This is a genomic window from Rhodococcus sp. IEGM 1330, assembly GCF_033142445.1.
Classification (GTDB): Bacteria; Actinomycetota; Actinomycetes; order Mycobacteriales; family Mycobacteriaceae; genus Rhodococcoides.
On record NZ_JAWLSB010000009.1, the window covers coordinates 175,627 to 196,495 of the forward strand.

The window sequence follows — 20,869 nt, forward strand, 5'->3', positions numbered from 1 at the left end:
GGTGGCAACTCGCCGCTTCGTATGGTGAAGGACCTGCCATCACGGGCGCAGTCTCCGAACCAGGAGCAGTGACAGCCCACCGAACAGGGCAGCGATCACCAGAGTCAGGGCTGTCTCCATCGCCTGGAATCGCCAGAACAGCCGATCCTCGTGGTACTTCGTCTCGAAGGCCTCGGCACCCTGACTACGGAAGCAGTCGAGATGTAGGCCCTTGACTCGCTCGAGTAGACCGTCCGAGTATTCCTCGTACTCGGCGACCGTCTCGAATTCGCTCATCTCTCGACGGTTCTCGAGTTGGGCGCATTGTTGCCAGTCGATCGCCACGGGTTGTCCATTCGAATCGACATAGTCAGACGAAAAAACCCAACGCGCATAGAAAAGGTCACTCGAATCCACCGGTAGATAGAAGTCCGGGGTATCGCCGCCGTACATCTCGTTGCTTTTCTGTTCCAGGGTCAGCTCTTCGACGGACGCCACCGCGTAGTGCTCCCGAATCTGTGTGGGGAACAACGCGATCAGTAGCGAGGTGGCGATTACGGTCCCTACCATCGCTGCCACTGTGTTTCGTAGAGCCAATGCAAGGGCCGCACCGAGCATCAATCCGACGGCGGTGTACCCACCTGCGACGAATCCTGTTGCACCGAAAACCGGAAACTCGAGGGCCGAATCGTATCCGCCGAACGCGACGGCGAACTCATCGGGCACGGTCTGGTACTTGGCCCAGTACAAAGAGCATCCGAGCAGCGTCATGGCGAGCACAGTGGGCACGAACACCACGGCCACTCGCGTCGTGTACCACCGCCGTCGGCTGACCGACTGGCTCAAACCCAGTACGTGCGTTCGACGTTCGAGGTCACGGGAGAACACCGTCACGCCGACGAAGGCACCCAGCGCCACCGGTAGGACGACGGTCAGCATGATGGCAACAGTCTGGGCGGTTTCCGCCCTGCACTCCGTGGCGTCGAACGACAAGCATCCACTCAGGGAAGCCGTGGGGAAAACTCCACCGTCGATAACGGTGATCGCAACGGTGATCGCTGCCAACAGCAGTGGGGTCAGCACCCCGAACAGAATTGTCGCGCGGAACTGTCTCCACGTCACCCAGATCATGCCGCCACCGCCGCACCGAGGTGGGCGAGCACGACGTCGTCCAGGGTGGCGTCTTCGACGGTCCAGCCCGGTCGCGCCGTGTCCGGTCGGGTGCCGTGGACGACGAATACTGCTGCGCTGGAACCGGATACGTCGGAGACGATGGTTCCGTCGTCGACGGTGGGTTCGGCATCGGTGCTACCGACCAGAAGGTAGTGCTCGGCCGTGATGGTGTCGAGTTCGCCGTCGAGTCGAATTCGTCCGTCGCGCAACAGGAGTAGTCGATCGGCGACGTCGACCAGTTCGGACAGCACGTGCGAGGACAGGACGATGGTCGTTCCGTTCTCGGCCGCGTCGCGCATCAGTGTTCGGGCCACGGCACGTCGAGCAACAGGATCGAGGTCTGCAAGAGGCTCGTCGAGCAGAAGTACTTCCGGTCGTCGTCCCAATGCGAGTGCGAGGGCGACGCGGGTGCGGTGACCGGGAGAGAGTGATTTCACTCGCGCCGAGACGGAGATGCCGGCTGACTCGACGAGCTCGGCGGCGTAGGCATCGTCCCAGTGCACGTTGGTGTTTCGGCCGAATTTCAGCATGTCGTCGACGGTGAAGTGGGGGTACAGGGGTTTGTGCTGGGCCAGGTAGGACAGGCCGGGCGCTATTCCTCGTTGGCCCACGACTTCACCGAGCACCCGGATGGATCCGGCGTCCGGCGTGAGCAGCCCGACGGCCAACGACATCAGAGTCGACTTGCCTGCACCGTTGGAGCCGACCAATGCTGTGACGCTTCCTTTTTCGATGTCGAACGAGCATCCGTCGAGTACGGCCCTGCGTCGGAACGACTTGACCACCTCGTCCATGGTGAGAACCGTGTCGGTCATGAATCGTCTCTTTCGGGTCGGTCGAATTGCGTGTCGAGTGCTGCGGTGACGATGGCCTCGAGGTCCGGTCTGTCCAGTCCCGCTGCCAGGCAATGGCGAATCCAGCGGCCGAGTTCGGCCTCGAGTGCCGATCTTTCGGCCATACCGGGTTTCGCCAGCGAGGCGACCACGAAGGTTCCCGATCCGGTCCGTGGTTCGACCAGGCCTTCTCGTTCCAGTTCGCGGTAGGCCTTGAGCACGGTGTTCGGGTTGATGGCGAGTGCCGTGACCACGTCCTTTGCCGTCGGGAGCTTGTCGCCGACAGCGAGTGATCCGAGGCGCAGGGCCTGTTTGGTCTGCAGTATCAGTTGGACATAGGTGGGGATGCCGGACTGACGATCGATGCGGTACGCGATCATCAAGACCCTTTCACTAGTTGATTAGTGAAAGACGGTAATGCGAACTCCTCGGTTTGTCCAGGTTTCGCGGTCAGTCGGTGGTCAATGCCTCGATCAGAGCGCTCATTGCCGATGCGGCACTGTCGGTTTCGCTGGGTCCCAGAGCGGCGAGGCTGGCGATGAGTGCTGCTATCTCGGGGGCGGTCAACCGCACCGGCCGGGGCGCGGCGACACTCGCCAGCCGAGATCCGCCGTGTACGCCCGGCACCGCATCGATAGGAACCCCGGACTCACGCAACCGGGCAAGGTCGCGTTCCACGGTGCGCACGGAAACCCCGAGCCGCTGCGCGAGTTCGGGCGAGGTCAACGGCGCAGCCGCCGACCCCAGCCATTCGACGATCCGCTGCTGACGCGCGACGCGGCGCAGGGTCAGCACGCTGTCGAGTGACTGGGGCGCATTTTCCTTCGGCACCGTCCGAATTTTTCCCGATTCCCGACACAGCCCTGACGGGAATGGGTCCTACCGTTGTCGATATGACACCTGACACCGAATCGATCGACAGCTTCTTCGCTCGTTATACGGGGTACCTGACCTCGGGTGATCTCGACGGTCTGGCCGAGATCTACAACTATCCGGCTCTGGCGGTCACGGCGCGGGGTTGTGCGGCGATCGCCGAGCCGCAGCAGACCCGAGAGTTCTTTCAGCAGGGGCAGACCTACTATCGGTCGCGCGGAATACAGGGTGTGCGGGCCCGCGACATCGTCACCGAGGCAGAGGTGCCGGGTATCTGGGTCGGGCATCTTCTCCTGGAGAACCTCGACTCCGACGGTTCGCCGGTGGGAACCGAGCGCAATGCCTATCAGGTGGTGACGCTGGACGACGGCACGCGCCGGATCGCGGTGACGACGCCGCTCGATGCCTAGAGCTGGGCGGAGCCGCACTCGGTACTGTGGGTGGGAACGGTTTTTCTTTCTCAGGTAGGGATGACAGATGGCTTTGGGCTCCGACCGATTCTGGCGTGTACTCGGCCGCTCCGCGCAGAAGGCGCAGAGCACCTCGCGTCGACGCGTCGACCGAGCCCAGGAGCATGCGGAGTGGGCAGCTGCTCTGAGCGAGAGCGAGTTGGCGACCGAGGCGACCGCGCTCCGTGTCGACAATGCCGAGCGTCTCGACGTTCCGCGGTATCTGGCGTTGACGCGCGAGGCGAGTGAGCGTGCCCTGAAGCTACGGCCCTTCGATGTGCAGCTGCACGGTGCCGTGCGATTGCTCGCCGGTGACGTGGTGGAAATGGCAACCGGCGAGGGCAAGACGTTGGCCGGTGCCATCGGTGCCGTCGGATATGTGTTGTCGGGGCGTGCGGTGCACGTCATCTCGGTCAACGACTTTCTCGCGCAACGTGACGCGCAATGGATGCAGCCGTTGTTCGAGTCCCTCGGCATCACCGTCGGTTCCATCGGCGAGTCGTCGACAGCACAGGAGCGGCGCACCGCCTATGCCTGCGACATCACCTATGCCTCGGTCAACGAGATCGGTTTCGATGTTCTGCGTGATCATCTGGTGAACGACCGAGACGATCTGGTCGCGCCCGCGCCGGACGTTGCCCTGATCGACGAGGCCGATTCCGTGCTGGTCGACGAGGCGCTCGTTCCACTGGTGTTGGCCGGTTCGGTCTCCGGCGACGTCTCGACGTCGACGGTCATGGATGCAGTTCGGTTGTTGGACAAGGGTGTTCATTTCGACACCGATACCGAAGGACGCAACGTGTTCCTCACCGACGAGGGCGCGCTGCGGATGGAGAAGGAACTGGGCGGAATCGACCTGTACTCCGAGCATCACGTCGGGACGACGTTGGTGGCGGTCAACGTGGCACTGCACGCCCAGGTGCTGGTCCAGCGCGACGTCGATTACATCGTCCGTGACGGACGGGTGCAGCTGATCAACGCTTCGCGTGGCCGGGTGGCCGAGTTGCAGCGCTGGCCGGACGGGTTGCAGGCCGCGGTCGAGATCAAGGAAGGGCTCGCCCCCACCGAGACCGGTGAAATTCTCGACACGATCACCGTGCAGGCCTTGATCAATCGGTACGCAACGGTGTGCGGAATGACCGGCACGGCCATGGCGGCGGGGGAGCAGCTTCGCACGTTCTACGGCCTCGGAGTTTCGGTCATTGCGCCCAATGTGCCGACGGTGCGCGTCGACGAAGACGACCACGTGTACGACACGATCGAGCACAAGAACGCCGCAATTGCGCTGCAGGTGAAGGACGTTCACGAGACCGGTCAGCCGATCCTCATCGGAACCCACGATGTCGCCGAGTCCGAGGCGCTGGCCTCCACGCTCACTGCGTCGGGCGTGGAGGTGGTGGTGCTCAATGCCAAGAACGACGCCGAGGAGGCGGCGGTCATCGCGGCGGCGGGTGTACACGGCGCGGTGACGGTATCGACGCAGATCGCCGGACGCGGAACCGACATCAAGCTCGGTGGTCCCGACGGTGCCGATCGCGAACGGATTGCCGAGCTCGGCGGACTGTTCGTTCTCGGCACCGGTCGCCATACCACCGAGCGACTCGACAATCAGCTCCGAGGACGCGCAGGTAGGCAGGGAGATCCAGGCCGGTCGCTGTTCTTCGGAAGTTGGGAGGACGACGTCGTCAAGAACAACATCGGCGACAAGGATGCACCGAAGGGCACCGACGAGAGCGGAATGTACACCTCCTCGGCCGCGGCCGACCGCGTCGATCATGCGCAACGTATCGCCGAGGGGCAGATGCTCGAAATACATTCGCGCACGTGGCGTTACAACCAGCTGACGGCTCAGCACCGTGAGATCCTCGATCGCCGCCGGGCCACGCTGCTCGACTCCGACGAGGCGTTGACGTTGCTCGAGCAGCACGCACCGACGCGCTCGAAGGAGTTGCGCGAGACCGTGTCCGAGGAGACTCTGGTCCAGGTCGCCCGTCAGATCGTTCTGTACCACCTCGATCGGTCGTGGTCGGACTACCTCGCGCACCTCGCCGACGTGCGCGAGAGCATTCACCTGCGTGCACTCGGTCGGGAGAATCCGCTGGACGAGTATCACCGGATCGCGGTCGAGGCGTTCAAGACGGTGTCCTCCAAGGCGATGGATCTCTCGCACGCTACGTTCGAGTCGGCCGAGATCACCTCGGACGGAATCGATCTGGACGACGCCGGCTTGCGTCGACCGACGTCGACCTGGACGTACATGGTGCACGACAACCCGTTCGCGTCCCGCGGAAATGCCGGTGCGGCCGGTCTGGGGCCGATTTTCGGTGGCTGACGCGCGGCGCGCGTTGGTCGCTCTCGCGTTCGGTGCGACCGTGGTGGCCTCCGGGTGTGCCGACTCGTACGGCGAATTCCCGGCAGGCAAGACGTACTCGTCGGTCGACTCACCCGACTCCTACACGCCGGTCGCCGGAACGACGGTCAGGCTCGAATTCGTCGACGACCGAATCTCGGCCGAGGCGGGGTGCAACAGGCTGTTCGGCACTGTGGACACCTCGCAGGGCAGGATCATCATCGACTCTCTCGGGTCGACGCGGATGGCCTGCCCGGAGGCGTTGATGGAGCAGGACCGCTGGCTGTCGGCGTTCCTGACCTCCACTCCACAGTGGTCTCGGGACAACGGCACCATGACCTTGGACAGCGGGAGTCAGCGCATTGTCTTCGCGGAATTCTGATCGATCAACGGCGGATGCGGTCCGCCGCGGTGTGGCGTACTCCGTCGAGGAAGAGCTTCAGTCCGAAATCGAATCTGCTCGTCGGGTCGGGACTTTCGAAGAGCGGTGACGCGTCGGGCGTGAGGGCTCCGGCGGAGTCCATCTGGAGTCGTGCCTGCTCGTCCACGGTCTGACCCAGGATGTAGTACAGCAACGTGTCGGCGGTGAGTTCCGCGTCGCGGCGCGGCAGTCCCGCTCGAATGCACACGGCGGCAATACGTTCGCGAATGTGGTTGGTGGTCAGCCTCGACGCGTAGGTCGCGGCCACCAATTCGGCACCGTCGCGTCGGGAGAGAAGGGCGTCGCGCAGTCGGTGCGCGATCTGCGCGATCTGTGCGTCCCACGAATCCTCGGTGGACGGTGCATCGGCACCCGAGAGTATGTGGTCGGCGATGGCACCGAGCAGAGTCTGTTTATTGGGGAAGTGCCAATACAGCGCGCCCGGCTGCACGTGCAGGGACGTCGCCAGACGCCGCATCGTCAGGTCTGCCAGGCCGTACTCGTCGAGAATGGCGATCGCGCCGTCCAGGACGTCCTGCCTGTTCAGTTGCACTGCTTCCCCCAAGTCGTTCGACGCCTCGTCGCTTTGACAGTAGCCGAGCGCGGCGCCTAACGTGAACACCGTTCAACTTGAACGGTGTTCAATGACGACGCCGTTCGACTACGAGGGGACCCGGAATGGACATTTTGCGCACGGCGCGTACTCAGGTGCTCGGCGACGGCATCGCGCTCGATCGATCTCAGGTTCTCGAAGTTCTCGAGCTCGGTGACGACCGTCTCGAAGAGACGATGCTGTTGGCCCACGAGGTGCGGATGAAGTGGTGCGGGCCCGAGGTCGAGGTGGAAGGAATCGTCAGCCTCAAGACCGGCGGCTGTCCCGAGGACTGTCACTTCTGTTCGCAGTCCGGACTTTTCGCTTCCCCGGTTCGTGCTGCGTGGCTCGATATCCCGTCGCTGGTGGAAGCTGCGAAGCAGACCGCGAAGACCGGAGCGACGGAATTCTGCATCGTCGCCGCGGTACGCGGACCCGACGCTCGGCTGCTCGCGCAGGTCGCCGCAGGTATCGAAGCCATTCGAAACGAGGTCGAGATCGATATCGCCTGCTCGTTGGGCATGCTCGATCAGGATCAGGTCGATCAGCTCGCGGCGATGGGTGTGCATCGCTACAACCACAACCTCGAGACCTCTCGCTCGTACTTTCCGAACGTGGTGACCACCCATACCTGGGAGGAGCGATGGAACACCCTGCGGATGGTGCGGGAGGCGGGCATGGAGGTGTGCTGCGGCGGAATTCTCGGTATGGGGGAGACACTCGAACAGCGGGCCGAGTTCGCTGCCGATCTCACCGCGCTCGAACCCGACGAGGTGCCCCTGAACTTCCTCAACCCCCGACCGGGAACCCCGTTCGGAGACCTGGATGTGCTGCCGGCATCCGATGCTCTGCGCGCCGTCGCAGCGTTTCGCCTCGCTCTGCCGCGCACGATTCTGAGATTCGCCGGCGGCCGCGAGATCACCCTCGGTGATCTGGGCGCCGAGCAGGGCATTCTCGGCGGTATCAATGCGGTCATCGTCGGCAACTACCTGACGACGCTCGGTCGTCCGGCAGAACAGGATCTCGATCTTCTCGGCGAGCTGCAGATGCCGATCAAAGCGCTCAACTCGACTATCTGATGGGCGTATTAGGGTGGGTCGAATGACGAGCGAGACCCACTACGACCCGCACACCGGTCGGCCTGTCGAAGCCGGAGCCGAGGTGGGCGCGAATTCGTTGTCCGTCGCCGTCCGGCTCGGGTTGGAGCCGCCGCGGTTCTGCGCTGAATGCGGCCGCCGCATGGTGGTGCAGATCGTCCCCGACGGGTGGACGTCGCTGTGCTCGCGTCACGGCCTCGTCGATTCGGCCGCGACGGGTAGGCGCTAGGTGGTCACGTCGGAAGTTCTCGAAGTCCCATCGCGGAGCAGCACCGTTCGTGTGCTGTCGGTGGTTGTCGGAATCTCGGTGGCAGTGTCGGCCCTGGGCGGAGTGCTGTGGGGGTTCCTTGCACCGGCGCAGCAGCTGCTCGTGGTGGCGCAGGATCGCGGGGCGGCCCTGACCGGGGAGAGTCTGCACCGCTTCGACGGCCTCGCGCTCTTCTCGTTCGTGTCCTTGGCCCTCGGTCTCGTTCTCCCGATCGGGTGGTGGCTGTGGAGATCGGAGCGAGGTCCGCGGCTGTTCGGTGCCGTGTTCGTCGGCGCTCTCGCCGGCTCGGTCGCGGCGATCCTCGTGGGCAACGGGATTGCTGCTCTTCGGTTTCCGAAGGCCACCGACCCTGCGATCGGGTCGATCGTCACCGTTGCGCCGAGTATCGAGACTCCGCTGGTGCTGATCGTTCAGGCGCTGACGGCCTCGCTGGTGATCCTGCTGCTTGCGGCGATGAATCCCAACGACAACCTGCAACATACCGATCCCGAACCGGACGACCTCGACGTCGAGTTCTACCCGCCGCCACCGTCGTTCGACTCGAATCGCGCCGACTGACGTCTATTCATTTGTGCGATCTTTCTGCGTGCACGAGAGCAGCGGTGCGTCCAGGGCTCGACGTCGGCAGCTCCGAAGGATCAGACCTCGAAGAATGACTCCGCGTGCTGCTGTTGCGTTCGTCGTGCCTGGGGATTGAGCCCGGTGCACCAGGTCGGGTACACGCGAAAGCCCCGCTTTCCCGGGTGTGCCTGGGATGCGGTGATCCCGAGTCGGTCGAGTTGTTCTGCCGTGAATCTGAATCCCGCGCGGTGACCGTCCGTGTCGATCAACACCAGAAGTCCATCCTGGTCCGTCGATCGGAACGGTTCTGTGGTTCCGTCCGCCCCTCGTCGCCAAAAGGCCAGGAAAAGACCGGGTTTACGCGGCGTCACGCGAGCTGTGCGCACCCTCCACCGTTCACCGTGGAGCTGCGCCACCAGGCCGCAGTATTCGGCGTTCGTTTCGTCGCAGAGGCCGATCGTCGAGGTATCGACTGGATCCATGACGTCTCGTAGATACCAATCGAATGCCGTTTCTTCCACCGCACGGAACTTACCGGCGAACAGGTCGAGGGTGCCATGGTTGTCCCGCCGACGTCCGGCCTTCGGGAGCGCGCGGGCTAGGGAGTGTTGGGGCTGGGCGGGCGCAATGCAGCGAACTCGTCGGTGACTCGAATGCTGTTGTCGGCAAAGCGGAACAGTGCAGGCGGTCTGCCACCTGCCTTGCCCGACGGCGCGCGCCGTCCGGTGGGTTCGATGACGCCGCGCCGGCTCAGTACGCGCTGCAGGTTAGTGGCATCGACCTGATATCCGAGTGCGGCACCGTAGATCTCGCGCAGCGACGAGATCGCGAAATCGACCGGTGCGAGTGCGAATCCGATGTTGGTGTACGAGAGTTTCGCGACCAGTCGATGTCTTGCGTGCGCGACGACGGTTCCGTGATCGAACGACATGTCGGGCAGTGCCGAGACCGGGTGCCACGCCGTGTCCGCAGGCAGTGTCGGCTCGGCCGAGATCGGCACCAGGCCGAGGAAGGTCGACGCGATCCGTCGGTCTCCCGGCACCCGGTCGGGTTCGCTGAAGATGGACAGCTGCTCGAGGTGTGCCACCGAGCGCACATCGACCTTCTCGGCGAGCTGGCGACGCGCGGACGCGGCGAGATTCTCGTCGTCGCGCAACGTGCCACCGGGCAATGACCAGGTGCCGGCCTCGGGGTCGAGAGCGCGCTGCCACAGCAGCACCGCCAGCTCGGGGGTGTCGGGGTCGGAAAAGGCTCGAACTTGGAACACCGCAATGAGCACTTCGTGGACGGTGCTACGATGAATCATGTTTTCGATCATAGGTCGAAAACTCCCTCGGAGGAAATTCGGTCACCGACGACCGGATGATCGGTGAAGGAGAACCGTCATGACCAGCAGCGCTACCCGGGTGAACATCCTGGACTCGGCATTCGCCGGAGTTCGCGACATCGTCGACGGAGCAGGGGGTTACGGGGGAGTCGAAGCGACACCGGAATGGGCAGCCGAGGTCCGAAGGCTCGCCCATCTGCGCGGTGCGACGCTGCTTGCGCACAACTACCAACTGCCTGCGATCCAGGATGTCGCCGACCATGTCGGTGACTCTCTCGCGCTCTCGCGCATCGCAGCCGAGGTCTCCGAGGACACCATCGTGTTCTGCGGCGTCCACTTCATGGCCGAGACCGCGAAGATTCTGAGCCCACAGAAGACGGTTCTCATCCCGGACCAGCGCGCCGGCTGCTCGCTCGCCGATTCCATCACCGCGGACCAGCTCCGCGAATGGAAGGCCGATTTCCCCGACGCAGCCGTCGTGTCGTACGTCAACACCACCGCCGAGATCAAAGCGCTGACCGACATCTGCTGCACCTCGTCCAACGCGGTGGAGGTCGTGCAGTCGATCGATCCGGGCCGCGACATCCTGTTCCTGCCGGATCAGTTCCTCGGTGCACACGTCAAGCGCATCACGCAGCGCGAGAACTTGCATATCTGGGCCGGAGAATGCCACGTGCACGCCGGTATCAACGGTGACGAGCTGGCCGAGAAATCGCGCACCCACCCCGATGCGGAGCTCTACGTACACCCCGAATGCGGTTGCGCCACTTCGGCTCTGTATCTAGCAGGCGAGGGATTCGTACCAGCCGACAAGGTCAAGATCCTCTCCACCGGCGGCATGCTCGACGCTGCGCGCACCACCGCGTCCAAGCAGGTTCTGGTCGCCACCGAGATCGGCATGCTGCATCAGCTGCGGATGGCGGCACCCGACGTCGACTTCCTCGCCGTCAACGACCGTGCATCGTGTGGCTACATGAAGATGATCACTCCTGCGGCTCTGCTGCGCTGCCTCGTCGAGGGGCGCGACGAGGTGCATGTCGACCTCGAGACCGCGAACATCGCGAGCAAGTCGGTGCAGCGGATGATCGAGATCGGCACCCCGGGCGGCGGCGAGTGAATCCATCGGTCGCGTGGGAAACCGCGGCCGATCTCGTCGTCGTCGGCGGTGGAATTGCCGGACTGACCGCGGCCCGCACCGCGGCTGCCCGCGGCCTGCGGGTGATGACCGTCAGCAAGGGACAGTCCACCGACACGGCGACGCAGTACGCCCAGGGTGGGATCGCGGTCGTCGGTCCGGAACTCGAGGATTCGATCGAATCGCATGTGGCCGACACCTGCGTTGCCGGTGCCGGTCTGTGCGACGAGGACGCGGTGCGCTCCATCGTCGCAGGCGGCCGCGCGGCGATCACCTCGCTCGAAGCTGCGGGCGCACAGTTCGACCTGGCGGCAGACGGCGCGGTTGCGCGGACCCGCGAGGGCGGCCACAGCGTTCGTCGCATCATTCACGCCGGGGGAGACGCCACCGGGGCAGAGGTGCAGCGCACGCTGGACGCCTCCGTGCCCACGGTGCAGTTCGACACGACCGCGCTGCGGGTGCTGACCACCGACGGCGAGGTTGTCGGTCTCCTCGTGCACGGGCCTCGCGGCGTCGGCGTCGTTCATTGCCCGACGGTGCTGCTCGCCACCGGCGGACTGGGACAACTCTTCTCGTGCAGCACCAACCCGCCGGGCGCGACGGCCGACGGCATTGCACTCGCACTCGATGCCGGTGCCCGGATCGCGGATCTGGAATTCGTGCAGTTCCATCCGACGGTGCTGTTCGCCGCCGGGTCCACGGGCCGCCGCCCGTTGATCAGCGAGGCGGTGCGAGGAGAGGGAGCTCGCCTGGTCGATGTCACCGGTCGGGCCTTCATGGCGGGAGTGCACCCGCTCGGTGACCTCGCGCCACGCGACGTGGTGTCCCGTGCCATCGCCGAACTGCTGCACGAGCGCGGCGACGACCACGTTCTGCTGGACGCCCGCAGAGTGGAACGCGTCCACGAACGGTTCCCGACCGTGACCGCCTCGTGCCTACAGGCCGGCATCGACCCGGCGACGGACCTGATTCCGGTGGCACCCGCAGCGCACTACTCGTGCGGGGGCGTGGCGACGGATACATCCGGACGCACCTCGGTTCCCGGCTTGCTCGCCGCAGGGGAAGTGGCGCGCACCGGCTTGCACGGTGCCAACAGGTTGGCGTCGAACAGTCTCCTCGAGGGTCTCGTCGTCGGTGAGCGTGCGGCGTACGTGGCTGCAGAACGGGTCGGACGCACCGGCAGCGTTTCGGATGTCGCGTTGCCCACGTATCGCCGTATCGACCGCGCAGTGCTGCAGCGCACCATGACCGCCGAGGTCGGCGTCGTACGAGATGCACCGGGTCTTGCTGCAGCGCACCGTATTCTGGCGCACGGCGTGGTATCGGAGCCACCAGTGGATGCGCGCGCAGTCGAGGACGCAGCGTTGACCGCTGCGGCGGACGTGATCGTGCTGGCCGCGTCCGAGCGTCGCGAGAGCAGAGGGTGCCACACCCGACGCGATGTCCCGGAGAGCGATCCGGCGCAACGCCGAAGTCTGTTCGTCGAACGAGATCTCGATGGACGGTTGGCGATAGTGAACGACGATGTGATGACGGGAGCACGCTGACATGACCGATACCCCGAACGAGGTGAACCCGGGCGTCGATCGCGCCGAGGTACTCGCACTGATTCGTACCGCGCTCGACGAGGACCTGCGGTACGGACCCGACATCACCACGCTGGCAACGGTGTCCGAGGATGCCGTCGCAACGGCGTCGGTGGTCTCGCGCCACTTCGGCACGATCGCCGGGATCGATGTCGGCCTCCTGGTTCTCGACGAGGTGATCGGAGCCGACGGATACTCCGTCGTGCATCGCATCGAGGACGGATCCGATGTCGAACCCGGACAAGCCGTTCTGACGGTCGAGGCCCCGACTCGTGGTTTGCTCACTGCCGAACGCACGATGCTCAACATCGTCTGTCACCTTTCGGGGATCGCCACCGCGACTGCCGGCTGGGTCGCCGAGGTCGCGGACACCGAGTGCAAGATCCGGGACAGCCGAAAGACGTTGCCGGGGCTACGTTCACTGCAGAAGTACGCGGTGCGCGCAGGTGGCGGCGTCAATCACCGGATGGGTCTGGGAGATGCCGCGCTCATCAAGGACAATCACGTGGCGGCAGCCGGTTCGGTTGTCGCTGCCTTGAAGGCGGTACGGGCTGCGGCTCCCGACATCGCGTGCGAGGTCGAGGTCGACAGCCTCGAGCAACTCGACCAGGTGCTGGCGGAGAACGTCGAACTGGTTCTGCTGGACAACTTCGCGCTGTGGCAGACGCAGATGGCGGTGCAACGTCGCGACACATTCGCGCCGCAGACGAAGCTGGAATCCTCGGGCGGCCTGACCGTCGACGTGGCACGGGACTACGCGCGCACGGGGGTCGACTTCCTCGCGGTGGGCGGTCTGACACACTCGGTGACAGTGCTCGATCTCGGCCTGGACATGTAATCGAGCCTCGCAATGTGAGGAATTCGTTCGAAGATGGAAGTTCAGAGTGTCCGCCTCGACAGTTGGATCTGGGCGGTCCGGTTGTTCAAGACGCGGTCTGCCGCGGCTGCTGCCTGCCGCGGCGGACACGTCCGCGTCAACGGGACTCCCGCCAAACCCGGGCATCGCATCGGCCCCGACGACGAAATCAGGCTCCGGGCGGACGGAGTGGAGAAGATCGTTGTCGTGGTGCGGGCCATCACCAAACGCGTCGGCGCAGCGGTCGTTCCCGAGTGCTTGATCGATCGCAGTCCTGCGCCGCCACCGAAAGAAGTTCTGGCCTCCGCACCGAGGCGTGATCGAGGGGCAGGCAGGCCCACCAAGCGCGATCGTCGCGAGATCGACCGACTGCGGGGCCTCGGCCTCTAGTGCGCCCGGTTCTTCGCAGGTCGTGAGTCCGCCTAGCGACGCTTGCCGCTGCGCCGGGCGTTCGTCTTCGTCTTGGCAACGGGGCGAGCAGGTTTGGAGGGGTGCGCTTTCTTCTTCTTTGCGGGTGCCTCGTCCGACGGTCCGCGCGAGCTGCGGGTCGAGCGGCCGCGGACGATGCCGATGAATTCCTCGATGCGGTCGTCCTCGCGTTCGGCGACCCAGGCCAGTGCAATCTGCGACTGCTCGACGTCGGTCACCGGTCGGTAGACGAGGTCCTTACGGGCGTTGAATCGGGCGACCGAGTGCGGCACGATCGCCACCCCCAGCCCGGCGGCCACGTACTCGAACGTCTCGGCGACTGAATTCATCGGCGGCAGTTCCGGTCGATTGCCGACCACGAGTTCGGTTGCCGCAGCAGCCCATTCGGGCACCGTCGCAGGGTCGGCGAGCAGATGCTCGTCGGCGAGATCGCTCGCGGTGACCGAATCGAACGCTGCGACCGCGTGGTCCTTCGGTACCACCACGACCTGTACTTCTTGGTAGAGACCGATGGCGTTGAGCCCCTCGCGGTCGATCGGCGGTCGAACGAAGCTCACATCGACCGTGCCGTCGTGCAAGGCCGCCACCTGGTTCTCCGGTGTGGTCGCCACCACGGACAGCGTGACGTCCGGGAACCGATCCGCCCAGATGCGTGTCCACTTCGTCAGCGTCACTCCCTCGGCGTATCCGATGGTGAAGGTCGTCGGCTCCGCCGCAGCAACCTGAGCGAGTTCCGACCGCCGATCGTCTTCGGCGATCTCCGCCAGCGCCCGCTCGAGCAGGTCGCGGCCGTCGGAAGTGAGTTCGGTGGGGGATGCTCTCGGCACGAACAGATCGACGCCGAGCTGTTCCTCGAGTTCCACAACCGTCTTGCTCAAGCGGATTCGCGAGATTCCCAGTGACTGAGCAGCGCGCGCGAAATGCAGTTGCTGCGCCACCGCCGCGTACCAGCGCAGTGTCTGCACATCGATGTTCACGGGGTCGAGCCTATGGGACGAGGAGGGCAGTGAGGGACGGTGGCGTCGAGAGCGTCGACGGCCGGATAAGCTGGTGCGGTGAGCCCGGAGAACAAGCAGCAGACCATGAAGCCATTGACCGCGGCGAACAAGCTCGGCATCTACCTTCCCGCAGCACCCGAAGAATTCCAGAACTCGATGGTCAGCAGGTCCGACCTGGACGCACTGCGCAGCGATCCGCCGCAGTGGTTGACCGACCTGCAGGCCAACGGACCCTTCCCGCGCGACGTCATCGCGAAGAAGCTCGGCGTGTCCATCGCAGGCCTGGCCCGCGGCGGTGTCACCGAAGCGCTGACCACCGAGGCGATCGAGGAACTCGTCGCCAGCCCGCCGCAGTGGCTGGTTCGCGAGCGTCGCACCCAGGTTCAGGTGCGCAAGGATGCCGAACGCATCAAGGAGAAGCAGGAAGCGCGTCGTACCTCGGGCAACCGACCGACCAAGCTGCGCAACCTCTAGCGCGAGACGATCCCGTCGAGGTAGAGCCACCGGCCGTCCACTCGGACGAAGCGGCTCACCTCACTCATCGAGCCCGCACCCTCGGGTTGCTTGTATCGAGCTCGGAACTCGACGGTTCCCGCGTCGTCGAACAATCCACCGGCGTCGGTTGCGAGAATGTCGAGTCGATACCACCGCTGGTCGGGGTCCAACTCCAGCTCGGCCGGGGCGGTGTCGGGATGCCACGATGCGCGGAGATAGGCCACGTCTGCGACGGCGAATGCGGTGAATCGCGATCGCATCAGCTTCTCCGCCGTCGGTGCGTTCTCCACACCGAGCAGATACGGCTCACAGCATGCGTCGAACGTGTCACCACTCGAACACGGACACCGTCCACTCACTCGTCGACAACTTCGACTGTGTACGTGCCGAGTTCGTGTTCGTCCCGCTTGCCGACGTCCTGGATCCACGTGTTGGCCTCGAGGAGTGTGTCGAACAGTCCCAGTGGAATCGGATCGCCGCCGAGGGCATTTTTCATGATCACGCGGTATTTCCTCACGGAGTCACGCGCCGAACGGTCGCCAAGAATGTTGCGGCGGCAAAGAACAGTCCGGCGAACGTGCGGTTCATCGTCTTCTGCTGGCGCTGCGATTTCATCAAGCGCAGCACCCGCGAGGCCAGCGAGGTGTAGCCCGTCATCACGAGCATGTCGACCGCGACCATCGTGGCCGCGATGACGAGGTACTGAGTGAGCAGAGGTCGTGTCGGATCGAGGAACTGGGGGAGCACCGCGACCATGAAGACGACGGCTTTGGGGTTGCTGGCGTTGACGAGGAAGCCTCGTGCCAGCATCGTCGTGCCACGGTCGGCCACTGCCGGGGCGTCGGCGACCTCGGTCGGGGCCGCCCGCCATTGCCGAATGCCGAGGTAGACGAGGTAGGCAACGCCGAACCATTTGATCGCGGTGAACGCCAGCGCCGAGCTGGCGAGTACTGCACCCAGTCCGACGGCGACGATGCCGATCTGCAGGAGCAAGCCGATCTGCAGACCGAAGATGTTCCAGTAACCGCGGCGCAGGCCGTAGCGAAGCCCGGTCGACATCGATGCGATGGCACCGGCACCGGGGGACAGACTGATGACGATGCTCGCACCGAGGAAGGCGAGCCACACTGACCAGGACATGTGTTCATTGAACTATGCCCGTCAATTCGCTTTCGTCTCGACCGGTGTGTCGAACGAGGCGCTGTGGGGTAGGCCGGGGAAATGGCAGACATCAGAACTATCGACACAGGTCCGCAGCAAGTCACCCGTCAGACCGAGGTGCGGGCGTCGGCGTCCGAATTGTTCGACATCGTTGCTGATCCCACCCGGCACGGCGAACTGGATGGATCGGGCACGGTCAAGGACACCGTCCGCGGTCCCGATCGCCTCAGCACCGGCGCGAAGTTCTCTGTCGGCATGAAGCAGTACGGCGTGCCGTACAAGATCACCAGCACCGTCACCGAGTTCGTCGACGCCGACAAGCACAAGGTCGTCGAGTGGCAGCACCCGATGGGTCACAGCTGGCGCTGGGAGTTCGAGGAGAAGCAGCCGGGGCTGACCACGGTGACCGAAAGCTTCAAGTACGGCACCGCCAAGGTCCCGAAGATGCTCGAGCTGTTCAAGATGCCGCAGAAGAACGCGCAGGGGATCAAGAGCACACTGCACAACCTGGCTGCTCGCTACGCCTGACCTGAATCTATCCTGACCGGCATGCCGATCGATCCCGACACCAAGAACTGGACCTGGGTACTCGAGCGAGCGTGCCCGGATTGCGGGTTCGACTCGAGTGCCGTCGATTACGACGACATCCCGGACCTGATCCGCGCCGACGTCGAGCGTTGGGATGCAGTTCTGCGGCGCGACGACGTAGCACTGCGCCCCGACGACTCGACGTGGTCAGCGCTGGAGTACGCCGCGCACGTACGTGACGCGCACCGCATCTTCCGCACCCGGCTCGCGTTGGTGTTGACCGAGGACGATCCGGAGTTCGCGAACTGGGACCAAGATGCCACCGCGCTGGCCGAGGACTACAACGCACAGAATCCTGGGGAGGTTGCGTCGGAACTCGGCTACGCCGCCCGCGCTCTGGCCGACGATTTCGCCGCTGTACCGCCGGAGAAGCGGCACCGGGCGGGTCGACGCAGCGACGGGTCGAACTTCTCCGTCGAATCACTGGCCGCGTACTACATCCACGATCCGATTCACCATCTGTGGGACGTGCGGGGCTGAGCCGAATTCGGTGGAACTATCCTGGGAGTTCGGACAACACTGATTCGACCGAACCCCGGCACCGAACCGACTTCACGAAGGGGCCCACTATGCCTGCCCGCATCGAGCTCGCCCGCGTCGATCTACGCGGACGAACTCCATCCACCGCCGAACTACGCGGCGCACTTCCCCGAGGCGGAGTGGATGTCGATTCGGTGCTGCATCAGGTTCGCCCAGTGGTCGACGCGGTCAAGGAGCGCGGTGCCGACGCGGCCCTCGAGTTCAGCGAGAAGTTCGACGGAGTTCGACCGGACCGCATTCGAGTTCCTCAGCAGGAATTGGTTCGAGCACTCGAGGAGCTGGATCCGGCCGTCCGGGCGGCGCTCGAGGTCGCGATCGAGCGAACCCGTCTGGTGCACTCGGATCAGCGCAGAACCGACCACACCACTCAGGTGGTACCCGGCGGCACCGTGACCGAGCGCTGGATTCCGGTCGATCGCGTAGGGCTCTACGTACCCGGCGGCAACGCCGTGTACCCGTCCTCGGTCGTGATGAATGTCGTTCCGGCCCAGATTGCAGGTGTCGGTTCGCTGGTGGTGGCGTCACCGCCGCAGAAGAACTTCGGTGGCCTGCCCCACCCGACCATCCTCGCGGCCGCGCAGCTCCTCGGCGTCGACGAGGTCTGGGCTGTCGGCGGCGGCCAGGGCGTTGCGCTGCTCACGTACGGCGGTGTCGATACCGACGGCGGTGAATTGGCACCGGTCGATCTGATCACCGGTCCCGGCAACATCTACGTCACCGCTGCCAAGCGACTGTGCCGCTCGCTCATCGGAATCGACTCCGAGGCAGGGCCCACCGAGATCGCGATTCTCGCCGACGCCACCGCGGACCCCATTCACGTGGCAGCGGACCTCATCAGCCAGGCCGAACACGACGTGATGGCGGCCAGCGTTTTGGTCACCGACAGCATCGAACTGGCCGATGCCGTGAACCAGGCCGTCAACGCACAGATGGCGTCCACCCGGCATGCCGAGCGCGTGGCCACCGCACTGAACGGAAGCCAGTCCGGCATCGTGCTGGTCGACGACGTCACGCAGGGATTGGCCGTGGTCAACGCCTACGCCGCCGAGCACCTCGAGATCCAGACGAAGGACGCATCCGACGTCGCAGCCCGGGTGCGCAGCGCCGGTGCCGTGTTCGTCGGAGCGTGGTCGCCGGTGAGCCTCGGTGACTACTGCGCCGGTTCGAATCACGTACTGCCGACGGCAGGATGCGCGCGGCACTCGTCCGGCCTGAGTGTGCAGACATTCCTACGCGGAATCCATGTGGTGGACTACAGCGAGACCGCGCTGAAAGATGTTGCGGCGCACGTCATTGCATTGGCCAATGCCGAGGATCTGCCGGCCCACGGCGAAGCGGTGCGGCTGCGGTTCGAAGGGCTGCGTACCGGTGATGCGTCATGAGTGATCCTGTGGGACAGTCGGTCTCGTTGGACGACCTCCCGCTGCGCGAGGCGCTCATCGGCAAGTCACCGTACGGTGCGCCGCAGCTCACCGTGCCGGTTCAGCTGAACACCAACGAAAATCCGCACCCGCCGACGCAGGCATTGATCGACGATGTGGCGGACTCCGTTCGGATCGCCGCCGGGCAGCTGCACCGCTACCCGGATCGCGATGCCGACGCGCTGCGGGCAGACCTCGCTCGCTACCTCACCGAGCAGACCGGCTTCGCTGTCGACACCGCCAACGTCTGGGCGGCCAACGGCTCCAACGAAATTCTGCAGCAGTTGCTGCAGGCGTTCGGGGGACCGGATCGCACCGCGCTGGGCTTCGTGCCGTCGTACTCGATGCACCCGATCATCTCCTCCGGGACGCAGACCGAATGGATTCCGGCGAAGCGTCGGGCAGATTTCTCACTGGACGTCGACTACGCGGTGGAGGCGATCGCGGAACGTAAGCCCGACGTCGTGTTCGTCACCAGCCCCAACAATCCGACGGGCCACAGCATCGACGAGGCGGGTCTGCGCCGAATCCTCGACGCCGCACCGGGAATCGTGGTGGTCGACGAGGCCTACGCGGAATTCTCCTCTGCGCCCAGCGCGATCGGGTTGATCGAGAGCTACCCCAGCAAGATCGTGGTCAGCCGAACCATGAGCAAGGCGTTCGCGTTCGCCGGCGGTCGGCTGGGATATCTGGTGGCTGCCCCGGCCGTCGTCGACGCAATGCTGTTGGTGCGCTTGCCCTATCACCTCTCGGTCGTCACGCAGGCAGCTGCGCGCGCGGCGCTGCGGCACGCCTCGGACACTCTCGGGAGCGTGGCCGAACTCTCCGCCGAACGAGATCGGGTGGCAGCGGCCCTCGGCCACCAGGGTTACGACGTGGTGCCGTCCGACGCCAACTTCCTGCTCTTCGGCCGGTTCTCCGATGCGGCCGCGACGTGGCAGCGGTACCTGGACGAAGGCGTGCTCATCCGGGACGTCGGAATTCCCGGATATCTACGTGTCACCATCGGACTGGCGCACGAGAACGACCGATTCCTCACCGTCAGCGCAGCACTCGCATCGACCGAAACAGCAGAGGCATCGAAGTGACCACTCCCGCTCCCCGCATCGCCAAGATCGAGCGCACCACCAAGGAATCCGACATCTCGGTCGAGCTGAACCTCGATGGCACCGGCATCGTCGACATCTCCACCGGCGTTCCGTTCTACGACCACATGCTCACCGCGCTCGGCACCCATGCTCGTTTCGACCTGACGGTGCGCGCGAAGGGCGACATCGAGATCGAGGCGCACCACACCGTCGAGGACACCGCGATCGTGCTCGGCCAGGCGCTCGGTCAGGCCCTCGGCGACAAGGCCGGCATCACCCGGTTCGGCGATTCGTTCATTCCGATGGACGAAACGCTCGTGCACGCGGCCGTCGACGTGTCGGGTCGTCCGTACTGCGTGCACACCGGTGAGCCCGACTACATGGTGCACTCCGTCATCGGCGGCTATCCGGGCGTTCCGTACTCCACGGTGATCAACAAGCACGTGTTCGAGACGCTGGCGTCGAACGCTCGGATCGCACTGCACGTCCGGGTGATCTACGGCCGCGATCAGCACCACATCACCGAAGCCGAGTTCAAGGCCGTGGCTCGGGCACTACGTCAGGCCACCGAGTACGACCCTCGCGTGACCGGCGTGCTGTCCACCAAGGGAAGTCTGTGATCGGTCGATCGGCGCTCGTGCGTTGAGTG

27 protein-coding genes are annotated in these 20,869 nt (G+C 64.8%); 16 read left to right on the forward strand and 11 right to left on the reverse strand.

Annotated features, from left to right (window positions below; translation table 11 throughout):
- Positions 1–39: 39 nt before the first annotated feature.
- The 4 genes from R4P57_RS20495 to R4P57_RS20510 all read right to left on the reverse strand — a co-directional run bounded on the left by R4P57_RS20495 (position 40) and on the right by R4P57_RS20510 (position 2,816).
- Complete coding sequence (locus R4P57_RS20495) at positions 40–1,110, reverse strand: hypothetical protein (protein WP_317804671.1); 1,071 nt, start codon at positions 1,108–1,110, stop codon at positions 40–42.
- On the reverse strand, positions 1,107–1,967 hold the full coding sequence (locus tag R4P57_RS20500; RefSeq protein WP_317804673.1) for an ABC transporter ATP-binding protein: 861 nt from the start codon (positions 1,965–1,967) through the stop codon (positions 1,107–1,109). The genes R4P57_RS20495 and R4P57_RS20500 overlap by 4 nt, the downstream gene beginning before the upstream one ends.
- On the reverse strand, positions 1,964–2,365 hold the full coding sequence (locus tag R4P57_RS20505) for a GntR family transcriptional regulator (RefSeq protein ID WP_317804675.1): 402 nt from the start codon (positions 2,363–2,365) through the stop codon (positions 1,964–1,966). Before R4P57_RS20505 ends, R4P57_RS20500 begins: the two co-directional genes overlap by 4 nt.
- A gap of 70 nt (positions 2,366–2,435) precedes the next feature.
- Positions 2,436–2,816 carry a helix-turn-helix transcriptional regulator gene (locus R4P57_RS20510; protein ID WP_317804676.1) on the reverse strand — a complete coding sequence of 127 codons (381 nt, stop codon included), beginning with the start codon at positions 2,814–2,816 and terminating at the stop codon, positions 2,436–2,438.
- Positions 2,817–2,878: 62 nt separating this feature from the next.
- On the opposite strand from R4P57_RS20510, the gene R4P57_RS20515 reads away from it, so the two are divergent.
- The 3 genes from R4P57_RS20515 to R4P57_RS20525 all read left to right on the forward strand — a co-directional run bounded on the left by R4P57_RS20515 (position 2,879) and on the right by R4P57_RS20525 (position 6,039).
- Positions 2,879–3,268 carry a hypothetical protein gene (locus tag R4P57_RS20515; protein WP_094612644.1) on the forward strand — a complete coding sequence of 130 codons (390 nt, stop codon included), beginning with the start codon at positions 2,879–2,881 and terminating at the stop codon, positions 3,266–3,268.
- A 67-nt stretch (positions 3,269–3,335) separates the two neighbouring features.
- Positions 3,336–5,639, forward strand: a complete 2,304-nt coding sequence (gene secA2 / locus R4P57_RS20520; protein ID WP_317804677.1) for an accessory Sec system translocase SecA2 — start codon at positions 3,336–3,338, stop codon at positions 5,637–5,639.
- Positions 5,632–6,039 (forward strand): META domain-containing protein, encoded by a 408-nt coding sequence (locus tag R4P57_RS20525; RefSeq protein ID WP_317804678.1) that lies wholly within the window; start codon positions 5,632–5,634, stop codon positions 6,037–6,039. The genes secA2 and R4P57_RS20525 overlap by 8 nt, the downstream gene beginning before the upstream one ends.
- Positions 6,040–6,043: 4 nt before the next feature.
- Here the strand turns inward: R4P57_RS20525 and R4P57_RS20530 are convergent, their stop codons facing one another.
- Positions 6,044–6,631 (reverse strand): TetR/AcrR family transcriptional regulator C-terminal domain-containing protein, encoded by a 588-nt coding sequence (locus R4P57_RS20530; protein ID WP_121869652.1) that lies wholly within the window; start codon positions 6,629–6,631, stop codon positions 6,044–6,046.
- A gap of 125 nt (positions 6,632–6,756) precedes the next feature.
- Here R4P57_RS20530 and bioB point away from each other — a divergent pair, with 125 nt between their 5' ends.
- The 3 genes from bioB to R4P57_RS20545 are packed head-to-tail and all read left to right on the forward strand — an operon-like array spanning position 6,757 to position 8,593.
- Positions 6,757–7,749 (forward strand): biotin synthase BioB, encoded by a 993-nt coding sequence (gene bioB, locus R4P57_RS20535; RefSeq protein WP_317804679.1) that lies wholly within the window; start codon positions 6,757–6,759, stop codon positions 7,747–7,749.
- A 22-nt stretch (positions 7,750–7,771) separates the two neighbouring features.
- Positions 7,772–7,996, forward strand: a complete 225-nt coding sequence (locus R4P57_RS20540) for a hypothetical protein (RefSeq protein WP_317804680.1) — start codon at positions 7,772–7,774, stop codon at positions 7,994–7,996.
- Positions 7,997–8,047: 51 nt separating this feature from the next.
- Entirely contained in the window at positions 8,048–8,593 is a 546-nt protein-coding gene (locus R4P57_RS20545; RefSeq protein ID WP_317804681.1) for a DUF2567 domain-containing protein, read from the forward strand.
- Between the two features lie 80 nt (positions 8,594–8,673).
- Here R4P57_RS20545 and R4P57_RS20550 read toward each other — a convergent pair whose 3' ends face one another.
- Together R4P57_RS20550 and R4P57_RS20555 are read right to left on the reverse strand one after the other, a co-directional pair.
- Positions 8,674–9,078: a MepB family protein gene (locus R4P57_RS20550; RefSeq protein WP_317804682.1), complete on the reverse strand. Its 405-nt coding sequence runs from the start codon at positions 9,076–9,078 to the stop codon at positions 8,674–8,676.
- 116 nt (positions 9,079–9,194) lie between these two features.
- Positions 9,195–9,902: an NUDIX hydrolase gene (locus R4P57_RS20555; RefSeq protein ID WP_317804683.1), complete on the reverse strand. Its 708-nt coding sequence runs from the start codon at positions 9,900–9,902 to the stop codon at positions 9,195–9,197.
- Positions 9,903–9,981: 79 nt separating this feature from the next.
- Between R4P57_RS20555 and nadA the strand changes: the two genes are divergently transcribed.
- From nadA to R4P57_RS20575, 4 genes are read left to right on the forward strand one after another with little or no spacing between them, the layout of a single operon-like run.
- Positions 9,982–11,040, forward strand: a complete 1,059-nt coding sequence (gene nadA / locus R4P57_RS20560) for a quinolinate synthase NadA (protein ID WP_317804684.1) — start codon at positions 9,982–9,984, stop codon at positions 11,038–11,040.
- Positions 11,037–12,605, forward strand: a complete 1,569-nt coding sequence (locus tag R4P57_RS20565; protein ID WP_317804685.1) for an L-aspartate oxidase — start codon at positions 11,037–11,039, stop codon at positions 12,603–12,605. Before nadA ends, R4P57_RS20565 begins: the two co-directional genes overlap by 4 nt.
- A gap of 1 nt (position 12,606) precedes the next feature.
- Entirely contained in the window at positions 12,607–13,482 is an 876-nt protein-coding gene (nadC, locus tag R4P57_RS20570) for a carboxylating nicotinate-nucleotide diphosphorylase (protein ID WP_317804686.1), read from the forward strand.
- Between the two features lie 33 nt (positions 13,483–13,515).
- Positions 13,516–13,890, forward strand: coding sequence for an RNA-binding S4 domain-containing protein (locus tag R4P57_RS20575; protein WP_317804687.1), 375 nt, complete (start codon positions 13,516–13,518; stop codon positions 13,888–13,890).
- 32 nt (positions 13,891–13,922) lie between these two features.
- On the opposite strand, the gene R4P57_RS20580 is transcribed toward R4P57_RS20575, so the two are convergent.
- Positions 13,923–14,906: a LysR family transcriptional regulator gene (locus tag R4P57_RS20580; protein ID WP_317804688.1), complete on the reverse strand. Its 984-nt coding sequence runs from the start codon at positions 14,904–14,906 to the stop codon at positions 13,923–13,925.
- Positions 14,907–14,984: 78 nt separating this feature from the next.
- Between R4P57_RS20580 and R4P57_RS20585 the strand changes: the two genes are divergently transcribed.
- Positions 14,985–15,401: a DUF5997 family protein gene (locus tag R4P57_RS20585; RefSeq protein WP_411742402.1), complete on the forward strand. Its 417-nt coding sequence runs from the start codon at positions 14,985–14,987 to the stop codon at positions 15,399–15,401.
- Here the strand turns inward: R4P57_RS20585 and R4P57_RS20590 are convergent.
- Genes R4P57_RS20590 through rhtB form a run of 3 tightly spaced genes read right to left on the reverse strand, consistent with a single transcriptional unit; the run spans position 15,398 to position 16,562 of the window.
- Entirely contained in the window at positions 15,398–15,781 is a 384-nt protein-coding gene (locus R4P57_RS20590) for a YchJ family protein (RefSeq protein WP_317804689.1), read from the reverse strand. The two genes, R4P57_RS20585 and R4P57_RS20590, sit on opposite strands and share 4 nt — an antisense overlap.
- Positions 15,778–15,924, reverse strand: a complete 147-nt coding sequence (locus tag R4P57_RS20595) for a hypothetical protein (RefSeq protein WP_155292933.1) — start codon at positions 15,922–15,924, stop codon at positions 15,778–15,780. The genes R4P57_RS20590 and R4P57_RS20595 overlap by 4 nt, the downstream gene beginning before the upstream one ends.
- Positions 15,925–15,935: 11 nt before the next feature.
- On the reverse strand, positions 15,936–16,562 hold the full coding sequence (gene rhtB, locus R4P57_RS20600; RefSeq protein WP_317804690.1) for a homoserine/homoserine lactone efflux protein: 627 nt from the start codon (positions 16,560–16,562) through the stop codon (positions 15,936–15,938).
- Between the two features lie 81 nt (positions 16,563–16,643).
- Between rhtB and R4P57_RS20605 the strand changes: the two genes are divergently transcribed.
- The 5 genes from R4P57_RS20605 to hisB all read left to right on the forward strand — a co-directional run bounded on the left by R4P57_RS20605 (position 16,644) and on the right by hisB (position 20,840).
- Positions 16,644–17,111 carry an SRPBCC family protein gene (locus tag R4P57_RS20605; RefSeq protein ID WP_317804691.1) on the forward strand — a complete coding sequence of 156 codons (468 nt, stop codon included), beginning with the start codon at positions 16,644–16,646 and terminating at the stop codon, positions 17,109–17,111.
- A 21-nt stretch (positions 17,112–17,132) separates the two neighbouring features.
- Positions 17,133–17,651, forward strand: coding sequence for a DinB family protein (locus R4P57_RS20610; RefSeq protein ID WP_317804692.1), 519 nt, complete (start codon positions 17,133–17,135; stop codon positions 17,649–17,651).
- A gap of 89 nt (positions 17,652–17,740) precedes the next feature.
- Complete coding sequence (hisD, locus tag R4P57_RS20615; protein ID WP_317804693.1) at positions 17,741–19,093, forward strand: histidinol dehydrogenase; 1,353 nt, start codon at positions 17,741–17,743, stop codon at positions 19,091–19,093.
- A complete protein-coding gene (locus tag R4P57_RS20620) occupies positions 19,090–20,220 on the forward strand; it encodes a histidinol-phosphate transaminase (protein WP_317804694.1) in 1,131 nt (376 codons plus the stop codon). The genes hisD and R4P57_RS20620 overlap by 4 nt, the downstream gene beginning before the upstream one ends.
- Positions 20,217–20,840 (forward strand): imidazoleglycerol-phosphate dehydratase HisB, encoded by a 624-nt coding sequence (hisB, locus tag R4P57_RS20625; RefSeq protein WP_032394340.1) that lies wholly within the window; start codon positions 20,217–20,219, stop codon positions 20,838–20,840. The genes R4P57_RS20620 and hisB overlap by 4 nt, the downstream gene beginning before the upstream one ends.
- Positions 20,841–20,869 lie beyond the last annotated feature (29 nt).

Excerpts from the sequence above, each read along its gene's own strand:
- R4P57_RS20515 (WP_094612644.1), top strand. The coding sequence starts at position 2,879 with ATGACACCTGACACCGAATCGATCGACAGCTTCTTCGCTCGTTATACG.
- bioB (WP_317804679.1), top strand. The coding sequence starts at position 6,757 with ATGGACATTTTGCGCACGGCGCGTACTCAGGTGCTCGGCGACGGCATC.
- R4P57_RS20610 (WP_317804692.1), top strand. The coding sequence starts at position 17,133 with ATGCCGATCGATCCCGACACCAAGAACTGGACCTGGGTACTCGAGCGA.
- R4P57_RS20550 (WP_317804682.1), bottom strand. The coding sequence starts at position 9,078 with ATGGATCCAGTCGATACCTCGACGATCGGCCTCTGCGACGAAACGAAC.
- secA2 (WP_317804677.1), top strand. The coding sequence starts at position 3,336 with ATGGCTTTGGGCTCCGACCGATTCTGGCGTGTACTCGGCCGCTCCGCG.
- R4P57_RS20555 (WP_317804683.1), bottom strand. The coding sequence starts at position 9,902 with ATGATTCATCGTAGCACCGTCCACGAAGTGCTCATTGCGGTGTTCCAA.
- rhtB (WP_317804690.1), bottom strand. The coding sequence starts at position 16,562 with ATGTCCTGGTCAGTGTGGCTCGCCTTCCTCGGTGCGAGCATCGTCATC.
- nadC (WP_317804686.1), top strand. The coding sequence starts at position 12,607 with ATGACCGATACCCCGAACGAGGTGAACCCGGGCGTCGATCGCGCCGAG.
- R4P57_RS20620 (WP_317804694.1), top strand. The coding sequence starts at position 19,090 with ATGAGTGATCCTGTGGGACAGTCGGTCTCGTTGGACGACCTCCCGCTG.
- R4P57_RS20495 (WP_317804671.1), bottom strand. The coding sequence starts at position 1,110 with ATGATCTGGGTGACGTGGAGACAGTTCCGCGCGACAATTCTGTTCGGG.
- R4P57_RS20540 (WP_317804680.1), top strand. The coding sequence starts at position 7,772 with ATGACGAGCGAGACCCACTACGACCCGCACACCGGTCGGCCTGTCGAA.
- hisD (WP_317804693.1), top strand. The coding sequence starts at position 17,741 with ATGCCTGCCCGCATCGAGCTCGCCCGCGTCGATCTACGCGGACGAACT.
- nadA (WP_317804684.1), top strand. The coding sequence starts at position 9,982 with ATGACCAGCAGCGCTACCCGGGTGAACATCCTGGACTCGGCATTCGCC.
- R4P57_RS20575 (WP_317804687.1), top strand. The coding sequence starts at position 13,516 with ATGGAAGTTCAGAGTGTCCGCCTCGACAGTTGGATCTGGGCGGTCCGG.
- R4P57_RS20505 (WP_317804675.1), bottom strand. The coding sequence starts at position 2,365 with ATGATCGCGTACCGCATCGATCGTCAGTCCGGCATCCCCACCTATGTC.
- R4P57_RS20500 (WP_317804673.1), bottom strand. The coding sequence starts at position 1,967 with ATGACCGACACGGTTCTCACCATGGACGAGGTGGTCAAGTCGTTCCGA.
- R4P57_RS20605 (WP_317804691.1), top strand. The coding sequence starts at position 16,644 with ATGGCAGACATCAGAACTATCGACACAGGTCCGCAGCAAGTCACCCGT.